The organism is Ruegeria sp. BHSA191 (assembly GCF_059613325.1).
In genome coordinates this window covers 123,703-139,604 of record NZ_JBXWSH010000005.1, presented here as the reverse complement: position 1 = coordinate 139,604, position 15,902 = coordinate 123,703, and the positions used below count along the sequence as shown (strand labels likewise).

At 65.0% G+C, this 15,902-nt stretch carries 15 protein-coding genes; 14 read left to right on the top strand and 1 reads right to left on the bottom strand.

Features of this window, described 5'->3' with window-relative positions:
* The 5 genes from AC2FNS_RS07485 to AC2FNS_RS07465 all read left to right on the top strand — a co-directional run bounded on the left by AC2FNS_RS07485 (nucleotide 1) and on the right by AC2FNS_RS07465 (nucleotide 6,020).
* A complete protein-coding gene (locus AC2FNS_RS07485) occupies nucleotides 1-1,482 on the top strand; it encodes a UDP-N-acetylmuramoyl-L-alanyl-D-glutamate--2,6-diaminopimelate ligase (RefSeq protein WP_496711498.1) in 1,482 nt (493 codons plus the stop codon).
* Nucleotides 1,479-2,873, top strand: a complete 1,395-nt coding sequence (locus AC2FNS_RS07480) for a UDP-N-acetylmuramoyl-tripeptide--D-alanyl-D-alanine ligase (protein WP_496711497.1) — start codon at nucleotides 1,479-1,481, stop codon at nucleotides 2,871-2,873. The genes AC2FNS_RS07485 and AC2FNS_RS07480 overlap by 4 nt, the downstream gene beginning before the upstream one ends.
* Nucleotides 2,874-2,907: 34 nt before the next feature.
* Entirely contained in the window at nucleotides 2,908-3,990 is a 1,083-nt protein-coding gene (gene mraY, locus AC2FNS_RS07475) for a phospho-N-acetylmuramoyl-pentapeptide-transferase (protein ID WP_496678829.1), read from the top strand.
* Nucleotides 3,991-4,140: 150 nt separating this feature from the next.
* Entirely contained in the window at nucleotides 4,141-5,535 is a 1,395-nt protein-coding gene (murD, locus tag AC2FNS_RS07470) for a UDP-N-acetylmuramoyl-L-alanine--D-glutamate ligase (RefSeq protein WP_496711496.1), read from the top strand.
* Nucleotides 5,536-5,645: 110 nt separating this feature from the next.
* Nucleotides 5,646-6,020, top strand: coding sequence for a glycine zipper family protein (locus AC2FNS_RS07465; protein ID WP_496678832.1), 375 nt, complete (start codon nucleotides 5,646-5,648; stop codon nucleotides 6,018-6,020).
* Here AC2FNS_RS07465 and AC2FNS_RS07460 read toward each other — a convergent pair.
* Nucleotides 6,017-7,198 (bottom strand): BaiN/RdsA family NAD(P)/FAD-dependent oxidoreductase, encoded by a 1,182-nt coding sequence (locus AC2FNS_RS07460; protein ID WP_496711495.1) that lies wholly within the window; start codon nucleotides 7,196-7,198, stop codon nucleotides 6,017-6,019. The two genes, AC2FNS_RS07465 and AC2FNS_RS07460, sit on opposite strands and share 4 nt — an antisense overlap.
* Nucleotides 7,199-7,327: 129 nt before the next feature.
* Here AC2FNS_RS07460 and ftsW point away from each other — a divergent pair, with 129 nt between their 5' ends.
* The 9 genes from ftsW to ftsA all read left to right on the top strand — a co-directional run bounded on the left by ftsW (nucleotide 7,328) and on the right by ftsA (nucleotide 15,902).
* Complete coding sequence (gene ftsW / locus AC2FNS_RS07455; RefSeq protein WP_496685996.1) at nucleotides 7,328-8,491, top strand: putative lipid II flippase FtsW; 1,164 nt, start codon at nucleotides 7,328-7,330, stop codon at nucleotides 8,489-8,491.
* Nucleotides 8,491-9,588 carry a UDP-N-acetylglucosamine--N-acetylmuramyl-(pentapeptide) pyrophosphoryl-undecaprenol N-acetylglucosamine transferase gene (locus tag AC2FNS_RS07450; protein WP_496711494.1) on the top strand — a complete coding sequence of 366 codons (1,098 nt, stop codon included), beginning with the start codon at nucleotides 8,491-8,493 and terminating at the stop codon, nucleotides 9,586-9,588. The genes ftsW and AC2FNS_RS07450 overlap by 1 nt, the downstream gene beginning before the upstream one ends.
* Nucleotides 9,585-10,994, top strand: coding sequence for a UDP-N-acetylmuramate--L-alanine ligase (gene murC / locus AC2FNS_RS07445; RefSeq protein ID WP_496711493.1), 1,410 nt, complete (start codon nucleotides 9,585-9,587; stop codon nucleotides 10,992-10,994). The genes AC2FNS_RS07450 and murC overlap by 4 nt, the downstream gene beginning before the upstream one ends.
* Before the next feature lie 75 nt (nucleotides 10,995-11,069).
* Nucleotides 11,070-11,318, top strand: coding sequence for a DUF2484 family protein (locus AC2FNS_RS07440; RefSeq protein WP_490359448.1), 249 nt, complete (start codon nucleotides 11,070-11,072; stop codon nucleotides 11,316-11,318).
* A complete protein-coding gene (locus AC2FNS_RS07435) occupies nucleotides 11,315-11,557 on the top strand; it encodes a DUF2484 family protein (protein WP_170371537.1) in 243 nt (80 codons plus the stop codon). Before AC2FNS_RS07440 ends, AC2FNS_RS07435 begins: the two co-directional genes overlap by 4 nt.
* 55 nt (nucleotides 11,558-11,612) lie before the next feature.
* Nucleotides 11,613-12,539, top strand: coding sequence for a UDP-N-acetylmuramate dehydrogenase (gene murB, locus AC2FNS_RS07430; RefSeq protein WP_496711492.1), 927 nt, complete (start codon nucleotides 11,613-11,615; stop codon nucleotides 12,537-12,539).
* Between the two features lie 104 nt (nucleotides 12,540-12,643).
* Nucleotides 12,644-13,564: a D-alanine--D-alanine ligase gene (locus tag AC2FNS_RS07425; RefSeq protein ID WP_496686006.1), complete on the top strand. Its 921-nt coding sequence runs from the start codon at nucleotides 12,644-12,646 to the stop codon at nucleotides 13,562-13,564.
* Nucleotides 13,552-14,559 (top strand): cell division protein FtsQ/DivIB, encoded by a 1,008-nt coding sequence (locus tag AC2FNS_RS07420; protein ID WP_496711491.1) that lies wholly within the window; start codon nucleotides 13,552-13,554, stop codon nucleotides 14,557-14,559. Before AC2FNS_RS07425 ends, AC2FNS_RS07420 begins: the two co-directional genes overlap by 13 nt.
* An 8-nt stretch (nucleotides 14,560-14,567) precedes the next feature.
* Complete coding sequence (gene ftsA, locus AC2FNS_RS07415) at nucleotides 14,568-15,902, top strand: cell division protein FtsA (RefSeq protein ID WP_496678843.1); 1,335 nt, start codon at nucleotides 14,568-14,570, stop codon at nucleotides 15,900-15,902.

Below are 15,902 nucleotides of genomic sequence, written 5' to 3'. Positions count from 1 at the left end.
ATGGGCGCAAGGTCAAAGAAACTCAGCCAGCTGGCCCTGACCGCGCGCGGCGGTGCCGACCCGGAGATTACCGGGCTGGCCGTGGACAGCCGTCAGGTCAAGGACGGCTTTCTGTTCGCGGCGCTGCCGGGGACGCGCGTGCATGGGGGCGAATTCATCCAATATGCCCTGCGTATGGGGGCTGCCGCCATCCTAACCGATGCCGAGGGCGCGCGGATCGCCGCTGATGAACTGGGCGCCTCGGACGCCGCCCTAGTGGTGGTGCAGGACCCGCGCCAGACGCTGGCATATAGCGCCGCATTGTGGTTCGGGGCGCAGCCGCGCACCATGGTGGCGGTCACCGGCACCAACGGCAAGACCTCGATTTCGACCTTCGTGCGACAGATCTGGACCGAGCTGGGCCATATGGCCGTCAATCTCGGCACTACAGGAGTCGAAGGCGCCTGGACGGCACCGCTAGCCCATACCACGCCCGAACCCATCACCCTGCATCGCTGTCTGGCCGAGGCCGCCGAGGCGGGCGTGACCCACGCCGCGATGGAGGCCTCGTCGCATGGGCTGGACCAGCGCCGGCTGGACGGCGTGCATTTGACGGCGGCGGGGTTTTCGAATTTCACCCAGGATCACCTGGACTATCACGCGACGTTCGAGGCGTATTTCGCCGCCAAGGCCGGCCTGTTCGACCGGGTTCTGCCGCAGGACGGAACGGCGGTCATCAACATGGATGACCCGAAAGGGGGCGCGATCCGTGATATGGCGCAAGCACGCGGTCAGACAGTTCTGACCGTGGGCAGCGGGGATGTTGACCTTTGCCTTTTGAATCAACGGTTTGACGCCACCGGGCAGGATTTGCGCTTTGCCTGGCGCGGCAAGACCTTCCAGACCCGGCTGAACCTGATCGGCGGGTTTCAAGCCGAAAACGTTCTGCTGGCCTGCGGGCTGGTCATCGCCAGCGGAGACGAGGCTGAGCATGTCTTCGACACCCTGCCGCATCTGACTACGGTGCGGGGGCGGATGCAGTTGGCCGCGACGCGCAGCAGCGGCGCGGCGGTGTTCGTCGATTACGCACACACGCCCGACGCTGTGATCACCGCCTTGCAGGCGCTGCGCCCGCATGTGATGGGCCGGTTGATCGCCATCGTCGGCGCGGGCGGCGACCGGGATGCGACCAAGCGCCCGCTGATGGGCCGCGCCGCGGCCGAGAACGCCGATATCGTCTTTGTCACCGACGACAACCCGCGCTCGGAAGACCCCGCCGCCATCCGCGCCGCGGTGATGGCCGGGGCCCCCGACGCGACCGAGGTTGCCGACCGGGCCGAAGCCATCCTGCGCGGCATAGATGCATTGCAACCGGGCGATGCGCTGCTGATCGCGGGCAAGGGGCACGAGACCGGGCAGATCGTGGGTGACCAGGTTCTGCCGTTCGATGACGTGGAACAGGCTAGCATCGCCGTGGCCGCACTGGACGGGAGGGTCGCATGACACTCTGGACTGCATCCGAGGCCGCCGCCGCGACGGGCGGACGGGCCACGACCGATTGGCAGGCGCGCGGCGTGTCCATCGATACGCGCACGCTGCAACCGGGCGACCTGTTCGTGGCGTTGAAAGCTGCGCGCGACGGGCATGATTTCGTGGCGCAGGCGCTGGAAAAGGGGGCCGCCGCCGCGCTGGTCTCGCGGGTGCCCGATGGTGTGGCCCACGATGCGCCACTGTTGATCGTCAATGACGTACAGACCGCCCTCGAGGCGCTGGGCCGCGCCGCCCGTGACCGGTGCAAGGCCCGCGTGGTCGGGGTGACGGGCAGTGTCGGCAAGACCTCGACCAAGGAGATGCTGGCGACCATCCTGTCGGATCAGGGCCGCACCCATGCCAGCGTCGCTAGCTACAACAACCATTGGGGTGTACCGCTGACTCTGGCCCGGATGCCGCGCGACACCGAATATGCGGTGATCGAGATCGGCATGAACCACCCCGGCGAAATTGCACCCCTCGCGCGGCAGGCCCGCCCGCATGTGGCGCTGGTCACCACGGTCGCCGCGGTTCACCTCGAGGCGTTTGAGTCGGTTGCCGGCATAGCCCACGAAAAGGCCGCCATCTTCGAAGGATTGGAGGCCGGCGGCGCCGCAATCGTAAACGCCGACCTGGATCATACCGACATCCTGCGCACCTGCGCCGCCCGACATGGCGCTGTGATCGTGGACTTCGGCCGCACCGCGTCGGATTACCGTTTGATTGACGTTACCCAGTCGCCCACAGACATCCACGTGACCGCCGAGGCCTTCGGCCGACCTATTTCCTTCGGCGTGCAATCGGCGGGGACGCATTTTGCCATGAACGGCCTGGGCGCGCTTGCCGCCTGTGTCGCGCTGGGTATCGATCTGGACGCGGCCATTGCCGGCCTGGCCAAATGGGCGCCGGTTACGGGGCGGGGCGTGCGCGAGATGGTGACATTGCCGGATGGCGGGCAGATCGAACTGCTGGATGACAGTTACAACGCCAATCCGACCTCGATGGCGGCGGCGCTGGATGTGCTGGCGGCGGCGCAGGGCGCACGGCGCATCGCCTTTCTGGGCGACATGAAGGAGCTGGGATCACAAGAGCGCGCCATGCACGCAGGGCTGGCGGATGTGCCTGCTATGGTACGGATCGACAAGGTGCATTGCATCGGGCCGCTGATGCAGGCGCTGCACGGGGCCTTGCCCGAGGGCAAGCGTGGCCTGTGGTTCGAAACCAGCGCCGAAATGGCCCGGCATCTACCGGGTCTGGTTCAGGCGGGCGATGCGGTTCTGGCAAAGGGCTCGCTCAGCATGGCGCTGGCACGGATTGTTGACGGACTGCGGAAAATGGGGCAAGTGGGCGCGCTTGACGCATGACCACCCATGACCGCCGTGTGAGAAAGGCTTTTGGATGCTGTATTGGTTGACCGCCCTGTCGGATGGAGGGGATTTTTTCAACCTCTTCCGCTATATCACGTTCCGCGCAGGCGGCGCCTTTCTGACGGCACTGATCTTTGGCTTTCTATTCGGCAAGCCGCTGATCAACGTGCTGCGCCGGAAACAGGGCAAGGGCCAGCCGATTCGCGATGATGGCCCCGAAGGGCATTTTTCCAAGGCCGGCACACCCACGATGGGCGGGCTGCTGATCGTGGGGGCACTGGTGACGTCGACCCTGTTGTGGGCGCGTTGGGACAACCCCTATGTCTGGATGGTTCTGTTCGTGACGCTGGCCTATGCGGCCATCGGATTCGCGGACGATTATGCCAAGGTGTCCAAGCAGAATACCAAGGGCGTTTCCGGCAGGATGCGCCTGGCTTTGGGCATCATCATCGCCGCGCTGGCCGCGCTGTGGGCGACTCTGCACCACCCGGAGATGCTGCAGAACCAGTTGGCCGTGCCGATCTTCAAGGACACGCTGATCAATCTGGGTATCTTCTACATTCCGTTCTCGATCGTGGTGATCGTGGGGGCGGCGAATGCCGTTAACCTGACCGACGGGCTGGACGGGCTGGCCATCATGCCCGCGATGATCGCGGCCTCGACTTTGGGTGTGATCGCCTATGCGGTCGGACGCGTCGACTTTACCGAATATCTGGATGTACACTACGTCCCTGGCACGGGTGAGATACTGATCTTCACCGCCGCGCTGTTTGGCGGCGGGCTTGGGTTTCTGTGGTACAACGCGCCGCCCGCCGCGGTATTCATGGGGGATACCGGATCGCTGGCCTTGGGCGGCGCACTGGGCGCCATCGCGGTCGCCACCAAGCACGAGCTGGTTCTGGCCATTGTCGGCGGCCTGTTCGTGGTCGAGGCGCTGAGCGTGATCATCCAGGTGCTGTATTACAAACGCACCGGGCGGCGGGTGTTCCTGATGGCGCCGATCCATCACCACTATGAGAAAAAAGGCTGGGCCGAACCGACCATCGTGATCCGATTCTGGATCATCTCGCTGATCCTGGCGATGATCGGTCTGGCGACGCTGAAAGTACGGTAAGGCTCCCGCCGGGCGCAGCAGGCCTGCGGCCCGCCTGTACCCGTTGGGCCCGGCTCGCGCCAAGGGCGCGAGCCTGACGCCGCCCTTGCCAAGGGTCAATTCTTCGGTACAGGGTGGCGGCGCATTGGCAGATGGAAGAAGGTGCGCGGCATGATCCCGGTCAAAGGGTTTTCAGGACATAAGGTTGCGGTTCTGGGGCTGGGGCGGTCGGGCCTGGCCACGGCGCACGCATTGCGGGCTGGTGGGGCCGAGCCGGTGTGCTGGGATGACAACCCTGCCGCGCGCGAAAAGGCCGAGGCCGAGGGGTTCATGTGTCAGGACCTGCGACGGCAGGGCGCCTTTGACGCGATCGCCACCTTGATCGTTTCGCCCGGCATTCCCCATCTTTATCCCGAACCGAACCCGGTTGTTGCCGCCGCACTGCAGGCTGGCGTACCGGTCGACAATGACATTGGTCTGTTCTTCCGCTCGTTGGGCGGTGCCGAATGGGACAAGTTCGATGTGCCGCCGCGTGTGGTCGCCGTCACCGGTTCGAACGGGAAATCGACCACGGCCGCGCTGATCCACCACATCCTGACCCAGTCGGGGCGCGAGGCGCAACTGGCGGGCAATATCGGGCGCGGGGTGCTGGATATCGAGCCCTGCGGCGATGGATCTGTGGTGGTGCTGGAGCTTTCCAGCTATCAGACCGAGCTGGCGCGTGCGCTGACGCCCGACGTGGCGGTGTTCACCAATCTCTCGCCCGACCATCTGGACCGGCACGGGGGCATGGGCGGCTATTTCGCCGCCAAACGCCGCCTGTTCTCCGAAGGCGGTCCCGACCGCGCCGTGATCGGCGTGGACGAGATCGAAGGCGCTTTTTTGGCAGGGCAACTTGCCGAAGGGCCGGGCGACGACCGGGTGATCCGCGTCTCGGTGGCGCGCAAATTGGCCGGCCCGGGCTGGCAGGTCTTTGCCCGCAAGGGGTTCCTGTCGGAATACCGCAAAGGGCGGCAGGCCGCTTCGATCGACCTGCGCGGCATCAAGGGCCTGCCCGGCACCCACAACCATCAAAATGCGTGTTCGGCCTATGCTGCCTGCCGCGCGCTGGGGCTGGCGCCCAAGATGATCGAGGACGCGATGCACAGCTATCCGGGTCTGCCGCACCGCAGCCAGATCATCGCTGAGGCGAATGGCGTGACCTTCGTAAACGATTCCAAGGCCACCAATGTCGACAGCGCGGTCAAGGCGCTGGGCGCGTTCAGGAAGATCCGCTGGATCTGCGGCGGGCTTGAGAAAGAGGGCGGCATTGCCGCGCTGAACGACGCGACCGACGAGGTTCTGTGCGCCTATGTGATCGGGCGCGAGGCGGCCGCGTTTGCCATGCAGTTGTCGGTCGAAACCCGCGTCTGCACCACCATGGCCGAGGCGGTGGAGCAGGCCATGTGCGACGCCGCGCCGGGTGAAACTGTACTGCTAGCCCCCGCGGCGGCCAGTTTCGACCAGTACGACAATTTTGAACAGCGCGGCGATGATTTCGTGGCGCAGGTGAAACAGCGGTTGTGATCCCGACATTTGCAATGAACCGCCGATTGCGCCAAGGTGAACCGCCATCGGCTTGACGCGCCTCAAAAATCCAGATTTGCGTCAGGCGAAACAGACACGAGGTCAAAACGATGCCGAACCGTAAGCTTTCCCTGATCCTGCCCGCGCTTCTGACTGTGGCGGCCTGCGCCGATGTCGGCGCGAACTACCAGCCTATCGTCGATGGTCCGGTCAGCCCCAACTACAACGCTGACCTGGCCCAGTGTCAGGCCCTTGCGCGCCAGCAGGGCACCGTCGACGCCAATACCGCGCGCAGTGCCGCGGTCGGTGCGGCCGGGGTGGCCGGCACCAAGGCCATCATCGACGACAGCGCCAGCGATCTGGGCCGTGCGGCCGTGGCCGGTGCATTGGTGGGCGCGGGCGCCAGCGCCATCTCGAACACGCAAAAGCAGGAAGTCATCGTGCGCAACTGTATGCGCGGCCGCGGCTACAACGTCGTAGGCTAAACGCGAGCGGCGATTGCTTTTCCGGCGGCGTGGCCCGAGGACCACGCCCACTGAAAATTGTATCCCCCTAGCCATCCGGTGACATCCACCGCTTCGCCAATCGCAAAGAGGCCGGGGACATCCCTGGCCTCCATCGTTTTGGACGACAGGCCATCCGTGTCGATGCCGCCCAAGGTGACCTCGGCGGTGCGGTACCCTTCGGTGCCCGCAGGGGTCAGCGCCCAGTCGGACAGTACATCGTTCAGTGTCTGCAGTGCCGCGTCCGATTGATCGGCCAGATTGCCGTGCATCGGGATCTGGGCGCTCAGATACTCGACCAGGCGGGCGGGCAGGTGGCGCGCGAGTTCCGTGGTCAGGGCCTTCCGGCCGGCGCTTTGTCGCCGTTCGCGCAGCAGGTCCAACAGGGACAACTCGGGGATCAGGTTGACCCGGATCGCCTCGCCCTCGCGCCAGTACGAGGAGAGTTGCAGCACTGCTGGCCCGCTCAGGCCGCGATGGGTGAACAGCAGCGCCTCTTCGAAACTTGCGCGCGTATTCGACAGTCGCGCGGGGACGGAAACTCCGGACAGGTCCTTGAACCGCCCATCCGGAAAGGTGAACGGCACCAAGGCCGCGCGGGTTTCTGTCACGCGCAGGCCGAACTGTGCAGCAATGTCATAGGCCAGCCCAGTCGCACCCATCTTGGGGATGGATTTGCCCCCTGTGGCCACCACCAGGTTGGCACAGCTCAGGTCGTGCCGCGCGCCCTCGCGCTCGACCGATAGGGAAAATCCGGTTTCGGTCTTTCGCAGATCGCGCAGCGACGTATGCAACCACAGCTCGGCGCCCGCGCGGTCCATCTCGGCCAGCAGCATGGCGATGATCTGCTTCGATGAGCCGTCGCAGAACAGCTGCCCCAGCGTCTTTTCATGCCAGGCGATGCCGTGGCGGCCTACGAGGTCGATGAAGTCCCACTGGGTGTATCGTGCCAGGGCCGATTTGCAGAAATGCGGGTTCTGCGACAGAAAGTTCTGCGGCCCGGCGTGGAGGTTGGTAAAGTTGCACCGCCCACCGCCCGAGATGCGGATCTTTTCCCCCGGCGCCTTGGCGTGGTCGATCACCAGAACACGACCGCCGCAATGGGCGGCGCACATCATGCCGGCGGCTCCGGCGCCCAGTATGATCGTGTCAAATCGCATCCCCCGCCCTTGGCGCGGATTGACGCCAATGACAAGAGGAAGAGGCTGGCCTGAGGTGCATTTTCCCTGTAGACTCTTGAACAGATCCCGAAAACGGGACGGTAACGAGGCAGATAGTGGCGGTATCTCATGACTGAGATGGTGTATGGCGCGGTCCAGGACCAGCGCGGTGAACCGATCCTTCCGAAATGGTGGCGGACGATTGACCGCTGGACGATGTCCTGCGTGCTGATCCTGTTTGCGATCGGGCTTTTGCTGGGGCTGGCCTCATCGCCGCCGCTGGCGCAGCGAAACGGGTTCGATCCGTTCCACTATGTCGAGCGGCAGGCGTTGTTTGGATCGCTGGCGCTGATCGCAATGCTGCTGACCTCGATGATGTCGCCCACGTTGGTGCGACGGCTGGCGGTTCTGGGCTTTCTGGCGGCCTTCGTGGCGCTGGCCTTTCTGCCGATCTTCGGGACCGATTTCGGCAAGGGGGCGGTGCGCTGGTATTCGCTGGGCTTCGCCTCGGTCCAACCGTCCGAGTTTCTGAAGCCCGGCTTCATCGTCGTGGCCGCCTGGCTGCTGGCCGCGGCGCAAGAAATCAACGGTCCGCCGGGGCGGCTGTGGTCCTTCGCGCTGTGCCTGTCGATCGTGGGCATGCTGGTGATGCAGCCTGATTTCGGTCAGGCCTGTCTAATCCTGTTCGGCTGGGGCGTGATGTATTTTGTGGCCGGCGCGCCGATGTTTCTGCTGTTGGGTATGGCGGGGGCGGTCGTCTTGGGTGGCATGTTCGCCTACGCCAATTCCGAACATTTCGCCCGGCGCATCGATGGTTTCCTGAACCAGGAAGTCGATCCGACCACCCAGTTGGGTTATGCCACCAACGCCATCCGAGAGGGCGGCCTGTTCGGCGTTGGCGTGGGAGAGGGGCAGGTAAAATGGTCGCTGCCCGATGCGCATACCGATTTCATCATCGCCGTGGCGGCCGAGGAATACGGCCTGATCCTGGTGCTGATCATCATCGCGCTTTATGCGCTGATCGTCGTGCGCTCGCTGCTGCGGTTGATGCGCGAACGTGACATGTTCATCCGTCTGGCGGGCACCGGTCTGGCCTGCATGTTCGGTGTGCAGGCGATGATCAACATGGGCGTCGCCGTGCGCCTGCTGCCGGCCAAGGGCATGACACTGCCCTTCGTCAGCTATGGCGGCTCGTCGCTGATCGCGGGCGGCATCGCGCTGGGCATGCTTCTGGCCTTCACCCGCACCCGCCCACAGGGCGAACTGGGCGACATTCTGCGCGGACGGAGCTGATGACGAACCCTTATTTGCTGATCGCGGCTGGTGGAACCGGGGGCCACATGTTCCCCGCTCAGGCGCTTGCTGAGGCCATGGTGAACAAGGGTTGGCGCGTGCGCCTGTCCACCGACGCGCGCGGCGCGCGCTATACGGGCGGTTTCCCGCATTCTACCGAGATTGTCGAGGTGTCCTCGGCCACATTCGCCCGCGGCGGGCTGGCGGCCAAGGCGCTGGCCGGTCCCCGGATCGCGGCCGGAGTTGCCGGGGTGACGGCCCAGTTGCTGCGCAGCAGGCCGGACGTGGTGGTGGGGTTCGGCGGCTACCCGTCGATCCCGGCGCTGAGCGCGGCGGTGATGCTGCGTCTGCCCCGCATGATCCACGAACAAAACGGCGTTCTGGGGCGTGTGAACCAGCTGTTCGCCACCCGCGTTGCGCATGTGGCTTGCGGCGTCTGGCCCACCGACCTGCCCGAGGGCGCCCACGGTATCCACACCGGCAACCCCGTCCGGGCCGCCGTGCTGGAGCGCGCCGCCGCGCCTTACATCCCGCCCGGAGATTACCCGATGTCGGTGCTCGTGATGGGCGGCAGCCAGGGCGCCCGCATCCTCAGCGACGTGGTGCCCGGCGCCATCGCGGCACTGCCCGAGAGCCTGCGCCGGTACATCCGCGTTTCGCACCAAGCGCGCGAGGAGGATGCCGAGCGGGTCACCGCTTTCTACGCCGAACACGGGATTCTGGCCGAGGTCCAACCCTTCTTCCACGACGTCCCCCGCCGCATGTCCGAGGCGCAACTGGTGATCAGCCGCTCGGGTGCGTCGAGCGTGGCTGACATCTCGGTGATCGGGCGGCCCTCGGTCCTGATCCCCTTTGCTGCCGCAGCAGGCGATCACCAGACCGCCAATGCGCGCGGGCTGGTACAGGCGGGCGCGGCGATCATGATCCCCGAAAAGGCCCTTGACGTTCCCGCCCTGACCGAGCAAATCGCACTGGTTCTGACCAACCCCAAAGCCGCACAGAAAATGGCCCATGCCGCCCTGTCTGTCGGGGCGCCCGACGCGACCGAGCGTCTGGTGGCCCTTGTCGAACAGCTGGCGCAGAAGGAGACCCCATGAATCCAGCAACCAAACTGCCGCAGGATGTCGGACCGATCCATTTCGTGGGCATCGGCGGCATCGGGATGTCGGGCATTGCCGAAGTGCTGCTGAACCTTGGGTATCAGGTGCAGGGATCAGACCTTAAAGCCTCGAAGATCACCGACCGTCTGGCGTCGCTGGGGGCTGAGATTTTTGTGGGTCAGCGGGCTGAAAACCTCGACAATGCCGCCGTGGTTGTCGTTTCGACCGCGATCAAGCCGGGCAACCCAGAACTGGACGGCGCCCGTGCATTGGGCCTGCCGGTGGTGCGCCGTGCCGACATGCTGGCCGAGCTGATGCGGCTGAAATCCAACATTGCCATCGCCGGTACCCACGGCAAGACCACGACCACCACGATGATGGCCGAGCTGATGGTGGCGGGCGATTTCGACCCAACCGTCATCAACGGCGGCGTAATCCATGCTTACGGCTCGAACGCGCGGATGGGGCAGGGCGAGTGGATGGTGGTCGAGGCCGACGAATCCGACGGCTCGTTCAACCGGCTACCCGCGACCATCGCCATCGTGACCAATATCGACCCTGAGCACATGGAGCATTGGGGCGATTTCGACCGGCTGCGCGCGGGCTTCCACGATTTCGTCTCGAACATCCCGTTCTACGGTCTGGCGGTGTGCTGCACCGACCATGCCGAGGTTCAGGCACTGGTGGGCCGCATCACCGACCGCCGCGTGCGCACCTATGGGTTCAACGCCCAGGCCGACGTGCGTGCGGTCAACCTGACCTACAAGGGCGGCATTGCGCATTTCGACATCCACCTGCAATACGAGGACACGGTGATCGAGGGCTGCACCCTGCCGATGCCGGGCGATCACAACGTCTCGAACGCGCTCTCAGCCGTGGCCGTGGCCCGTCATCTGGGCATGAAGACCGCTGAAATCCGCGATGCGCTGGCCAATTTCGGCGGCGTCAACCGCCGCTTTACCAAGGTGGGCGAGGTTAACGGCGTCACCATCATCGACGATTACGGCCACCACCCGGTGGAAATCGCGGCGGTGCTCAAGGCTGCGCGTCAGGCGACCGAAGGCCGCGTGATCGCCGTGCATCAGCCGCACCGCTATTCGCGTCTGTCCAACCTGTTCGACGATTTCTGCGCCTGTTTCAACGACGCCGATGTCGTGGCCATTGCCGAGGTCTTCTCTGCCGGTGAGGATCCGATCGAAGGCGCCAGCCGCGATGATCTGGTGCAGGGCCTGATCCGTCACGGCCACCGCCACGCGCGCGCGCTGCTGGACGAAGGCGACCTGGAGCGTCTGGTACGCGAGCAGGCCCGGCCCGGCGACATGGTCGTCTGCCTGGGCGCGGGCACCATCAGTGCCTGGGCCAATGCGCTGCCTGGCCGGCTGAAGGTAAAACAAGCCGTTTGACGTTAGCAGGCATTTGGGTGCACAACTTGCGGATGTGTTCCTGCCCTGGCATGTGACTCATTTGCGGAGAGAGCCATGGATTATTCCGTTTTCTTTGCCGCCCTTTGGGTGATCTGCGCCACTGTCGTGGCGCTGTTGCCGATGCGCCTGCAATTTCCGCCGGGCATCGTACTACTGATCTGCGCACCAGTTCTGATCGTCTGGCTTGGCGTGGCCCATGGCTGGTTGATCGGAGCGCTGGCCTTTGCTGGGTTCGTATCGATGTTCCGCAACCCCATCCGGTATTACTGGCGAAAATGGTCGGGCCGCGAGGTGGGGCAATGAGTTGGTCGATCGCACTGGCCGCCCTTTGGGGCATCGCTGCCAATGTGCTGGCCATGATCCCCAGCAAGGACAACCACTGGACCCGCGCCTATGCGCTGATCGCGGTGGGCATCCCGATCCTGGGCTATGTCACTTACGAAAACGGCCCGTGGGTCGGCCTGTTCGTTCTGGCCGCCGGCATGTCGGTGCTGCGTTGGCCCGTGATCTACCTTGGGCGGTGGCTGCGGCGGCGGATTTGAACCTGCGTCTTGGAACGGGCTTGCCACGCCCCACCGAATCCGCGATCTAGCCTCAATGACCACTTTGCCAACGCCTCAAGGCCGCCTGACGCCGAACCGATCTCTGAACGACCTCACCTGGCTGCGTGTTGGCGGCCCGGCGGATTATCTGTTTCAGCCGGCTGACCTTCAGGATTTGCAGGCTTTCCTGCGCGATCTTCCGTCCGAGGTGCCGGTGTTCCCGATGGGCGTCGGCTCGAATCTGATCGTCCGCGACGGCGGGCTGCGGGCCGTGGTGATCCGACTGGGGCGCGGCTTCAACTGCATCTCGGTCGAAGGCACCACAGTCACCGCAGGGGCGGCCGCACTGGATGCGCATGTCGCGCGCAAGGCGGCGGATGCGGGGGTGGACCTCACCTTTCTGCGCACCATCCCCGGTTCCATCGGTGGGGCCGTGCGGATGAATGCCGGTTGCTACGGCAGCTATACGGCGGATGTTCTGAAATCGGCCACCATCGTCACCCGGCAGGGCGAGTTGGTCGAGCTGACGCCGGCCGACCTGAACTTCCGCTATCGCCAGTCCGACCTGCCCGAGGGTGCGGTGTTGGTGTCGGCCACGTTCCAGGGCCCGGCGGGTGACCCGGCTGACCTGCACGCCCGGATGGAGGCGCAGCTGAAAAAGCGCGACGAGACCCAGCCCACCAAGGACCGCAGCGCCGGGTCGACCTTTCGCAATCCGGCCGGGTTTTCCTCGACCGGGCGGGCCGATGATGTGCACGACCTGAAGGCCTGGAAGGTGATCGACGACGCCGGAATGCGCGGCGCCCGACGCGGGGGCGCACAAATGAGCCCCAAGCACTCGAACTTCCTGATCAACACCGGAAACGCCACCGCCGCCGACCTCGAAGGGCTGGGCGAAGAGGTGCGAAAAAAGGTTTACGAAACAAGCGGGATCACGCTAGAGTGGGAAATCATGCGGGTCGGTGATCCGCTGACAGATTAAAGCCCCGACCGTCAGACCAAAACAGGCAAATTCAGGCGACGGATCAAAGGCATAACGAAATACGGACCACCAGATAAGGTCCGGGGACATTGAGGCGCACGAACGTGGGTAGGTCGAGCAGGACAAACCCCAAAGTGGCGGTATTGATGGGCGGCCCCTCGGCGGAACGCGAGGTGTCTCTCAGCAGCGGGCGCGAATGCGCAGCCGCCCTTGTGGGAGAAGGGATCGAGGTCGTCGAACTGGACGCCGGTCCTGACCTTTGTGCGCGCTTGCAGGACATCAAGCCCGACGTTGTCTTCAACGCCTTGCATGGCCGCTGGGGCGAGGATGGTTGCGTGCAGGGTCTGCTGGAGTGGCTGCGAATTCCCTACACGCATTCAGGCGTGTTGGCTTCGGCGTTGGCCATGGACAAACAGCGCAGCAAAGAGGTCTTCCGCGCGGCCGGCCTGCCGGTGGCCAACAGCTTGATCGTTCCGAAATCGGACGTGATGGCGGGGCACGTCATGCCCGCGCCATATGTGGTCAAGCCCAACAACGAAGGATCGAGCGTCGGGATCTACCTTGTTTTCGAGGGGTCGAACGGCCCGCCGCAGCTGTCGGATGACATGCCCGAACAGGTCATGGTCGAGCAATACGTGGCCGGGCGCGAGCTGACGGTCACCGTGATGGGCGACCGCGCCCTGACCGTGACCGAGATCCTCACCGACGGCTGGTATGACTACGACGCCAAATACAAGCCCGGCGGGTCGCGCCACGTGCTGCCCGCCGATATCCCGCCGCGTATCTTCGAGCTGTGCATGGATTATGCCCTGCGCGCGCATCAGGTTTTGGGGTGCCGGGGCGTCAGTCGCACCGACTACCGCTGGGACGACGCCAAGGGCGAAGACGGCCTGTTCCTACTAGAGACCAACACCCAGCCGGGTATGACCCCCACCTCGCTGGTGCCTGAACAAGCCGCGCATCTGGGCATGACCTTCGGTCAGCTCTGCGCCTGGATGGTCGAGGACGCTTCATGCGATCGTTGACCGCCTCGCGCGCGCCAGACGTATATCGGCCCAAACCCCTTGCGGGGCCGGATGCAACATTTCAGGCTGGCGGCAATGCAAAGGCCCAGTCTGATCCCAAGCTGCGCCTGCGCGGTGGGCGTCTGTTCCGCCGTCGCACCGGGCGTGCCGATCCCGCCCCTTCGCGCCTCAGCTACCGTCTGCAGCGCTGGATGCTGACTCCAGGCATCCGGCGCGGCCTCAAGATCGGCCTGCCTCTGGGCGCTCTGGCCGCCGCCGTTGGCCTGTTCTTTGCCGACGAGACCCGGCGCGAAGCACTGACTGCGCAAGTCGACGGCGTAATCACCGCTTTCCAGGAACGTCCCGAATTCATGGTCAAGCTGATGGCGATCGACGGCGCGGGTTCCGACCTGTCCGATGACATTCGAGAGGTGGTGCCGCTCGATTTCCCCATCAGTTCGTGGGATTTGGATGTCGAGCAGATCCGCGAAACGATCACCGGGCTGGATCCGGTGAAGTCGGCCAGCGTGCGGATCCGGCCGGGCGGTATCCTGCAGGTGGACGTGGTCGAGCGTCAGCCGGTCGTCGTATGGCGCACGCGCGAAGGCCTCGAGCTGCTGGACGAAACCGGCGCGCATGTGGCGTCGATCGCTCGCCGGACGGAGCGGCCCGATCTGCCGCTGATCGCGGGCGAGGGTGCTGACAAGCATGTGGCCGAGGCGCTGGAACTGCTGCGCACCGCGCGCGGCCTGGGCGACCGTGTGCGCGGCCTGCTGCGGGTGGGCGAACGGCGCTGGGATCTGGTTCTGGACCGCAACCAGCGCATCATGCTGCCGACCGAGCGCCCGGTGCGTGCGCTGGAGCGGGTTCTGGCAGTGAACGAGGTTCAGGATCTTCTGGAACGGGACGTGGCCGTGGTCGATATGCGGCTCGGGTCGCGCCCGACCATTCGGATGACCGAAGCCGCCAGCGCAGACTGGTGGAATACAAAAGTGACAACGGGTAACGGGCAGTGAATACGATGATGACCGATCTTTATCAGTCTCAGCGCGCGATGCGCCAGATGCGCCAGCAGGCCATGCAGCGGGGGGTGGTCGCGATCCTCGATGTGGGGACATCCAAGATTGCCTGCCTCGTGCTGCGGTTCGACGGGACCGGTCGGCTGAGCGAGGACAATTCGATCGGCTCGCTGGCCGGGCAGACCGGGTTTCGGGTCATCGGCGCGGCCACCACCCGGTCGCGTGGGGTGCGGTTTGGCGAAATCACGGCCATGCAGGAAACCGAACGCGCCATCCGTACAGCGCTGCAGGCGGCGCAGAAGATGGCCGACATCCGGGTCGATCACGTGATCGCCTGTTTCTCGGGGGCCAATCCGCGCTCGTATGGACTGGACGCGCAGGTGGACCTGGACGGGCACGAGGTCACCGAGGCCGAGATCGGTCGCGTTCTGAATGCTTGCGACGTGCCCGACTATGGGGCGGGGCGCGAGGTGCTGCATGCCCAGCCGGTGAATTTCGCGCTCGACAACCGCTCGGGCTTGATCGACCCGCGCGGGCAGATGGGGCAGACGCTGGCCGTGGACATGCACATGCTGACCGTCGATGCGGTCGCCATCCAGAACCTGGTGCGCTGCATCAAGCGGTGCGATCTGGAGTTGGCGGGCATTGCCAACTCGGCTTATGTGTCGGGAATTTCGGCGCTGGTCGAGGACGAGCAGGAACTGGGCGCCGCCTGCATCGACATGGGCGGTGGATCGACCGGCGTGTCGATCTTCATCAAAAAACACATGATCTATGCCGACAGCGTACGCATGGGCGGCGATCACGTCACCAGTGACATTTCGATGGGGCTGGGGGTCTCGACCACCATCGCCGAACGGATCAAGACCTTCAATGGCGGCGTTCATGCCACTGGCGCCGATGACCGCGACATGATCGACATCGGCGCGGACACCGGCGACTGGGAACACGACCGACGCACCGTCAGCCGTGCCGAACTGATCGGCATCATGCGCCCCCGCGTCGAAGAGATTCTGGAAGAGGTCCGCCTGCGGCTGGACGCCGCCGGGTTCGACCACATGCCCAGCCAGCAGATCGTGTTGACCGGAGGAGGCAGCCAGATTCCCGGCCTCGATGGGCTGGCCAGCCGCATTCTGGGCCAGCGGGTCCGCCTGGGGCGGCCTCTGCGGGTGCACGGCCTGCCGCAATCGGCCACGGGGCCCGGCTTTTCCTCGGCGGTCGGATTGGCCCTGTTTGCCGCGCATCCGCAGGACGAATGGTGGGATTTCGAAACCCCGGTCGACAGCTCGGCCGTGCGCCCGTTCCGCCGTGCCGTGCGCTGGTTCAAGGACAACTGGTAA

Excerpts from the sequence above, each read along its gene's own strand:
- AC2FNS_RS07465 (WP_496678832.1), top strand. The coding sequence starts at position 5,646 with ATGCCGAACCGTAAGCTTTCCCTGATCCTGCCCGCGCTTCTGACTGTG.
- AC2FNS_RS07440 (WP_490359448.1), top strand. The coding sequence starts at position 11,070 with ATGGATTATTCCGTTTTCTTTGCCGCCCTTTGGGTGATCTGCGCCACT.
- AC2FNS_RS07420 (WP_496711491.1), top strand. The coding sequence starts at position 13,552 with ATGCGATCGTTGACCGCCTCGCGCGCGCCAGACGTATATCGGCCCAAA.
- AC2FNS_RS07460 (WP_496711495.1), bottom strand. The coding sequence starts at position 7,198 with ATGCGATTTGACACGATCATACTGGGCGCCGGAGCCGCCGGCATGATG.
- AC2FNS_RS07435 (WP_170371537.1), top strand. The coding sequence starts at position 11,315 with ATGAGTTGGTCGATCGCACTGGCCGCCCTTTGGGGCATCGCTGCCAAT.
- mraY (WP_496678829.1), top strand. The coding sequence starts at position 2,908 with ATGCTGTATTGGTTGACCGCCCTGTCGGATGGAGGGGATTTTTTCAAC.
- AC2FNS_RS07480 (WP_496711497.1), top strand. The coding sequence starts at position 1,479 with ATGACACTCTGGACTGCATCCGAGGCCGCCGCCGCGACGGGCGGACGG.
- AC2FNS_RS07485 (WP_496711498.1), top strand. The coding sequence starts at position 1 with ATGGGCGCAAGGTCAAAGAAACTCAGCCAGCTGGCCCTGACCGCGCGC.
- ftsA (WP_496678843.1), top strand. The coding sequence starts at position 14,568 with ATGACCGATCTTTATCAGTCTCAGCGCGCGATGCGCCAGATGCGCCAG.
- ftsW (WP_496685996.1), top strand. The coding sequence starts at position 7,328 with ATGACTGAGATGGTGTATGGCGCGGTCCAGGACCAGCGCGGTGAACCG.
- murD (WP_496711496.1), top strand. The coding sequence starts at position 4,141 with ATGATCCCGGTCAAAGGGTTTTCAGGACATAAGGTTGCGGTTCTGGGG.
- murB (WP_496711492.1), top strand. The coding sequence starts at position 11,613 with ATGACCACTTTGCCAACGCCTCAAGGCCGCCTGACGCCGAACCGATCT.
- AC2FNS_RS07450 (WP_496711494.1), top strand. The coding sequence starts at position 8,491 with ATGACGAACCCTTATTTGCTGATCGCGGCTGGTGGAACCGGGGGCCAC.
- murC (WP_496711493.1), top strand. The coding sequence starts at position 9,585 with ATGAATCCAGCAACCAAACTGCCGCAGGATGTCGGACCGATCCATTTC.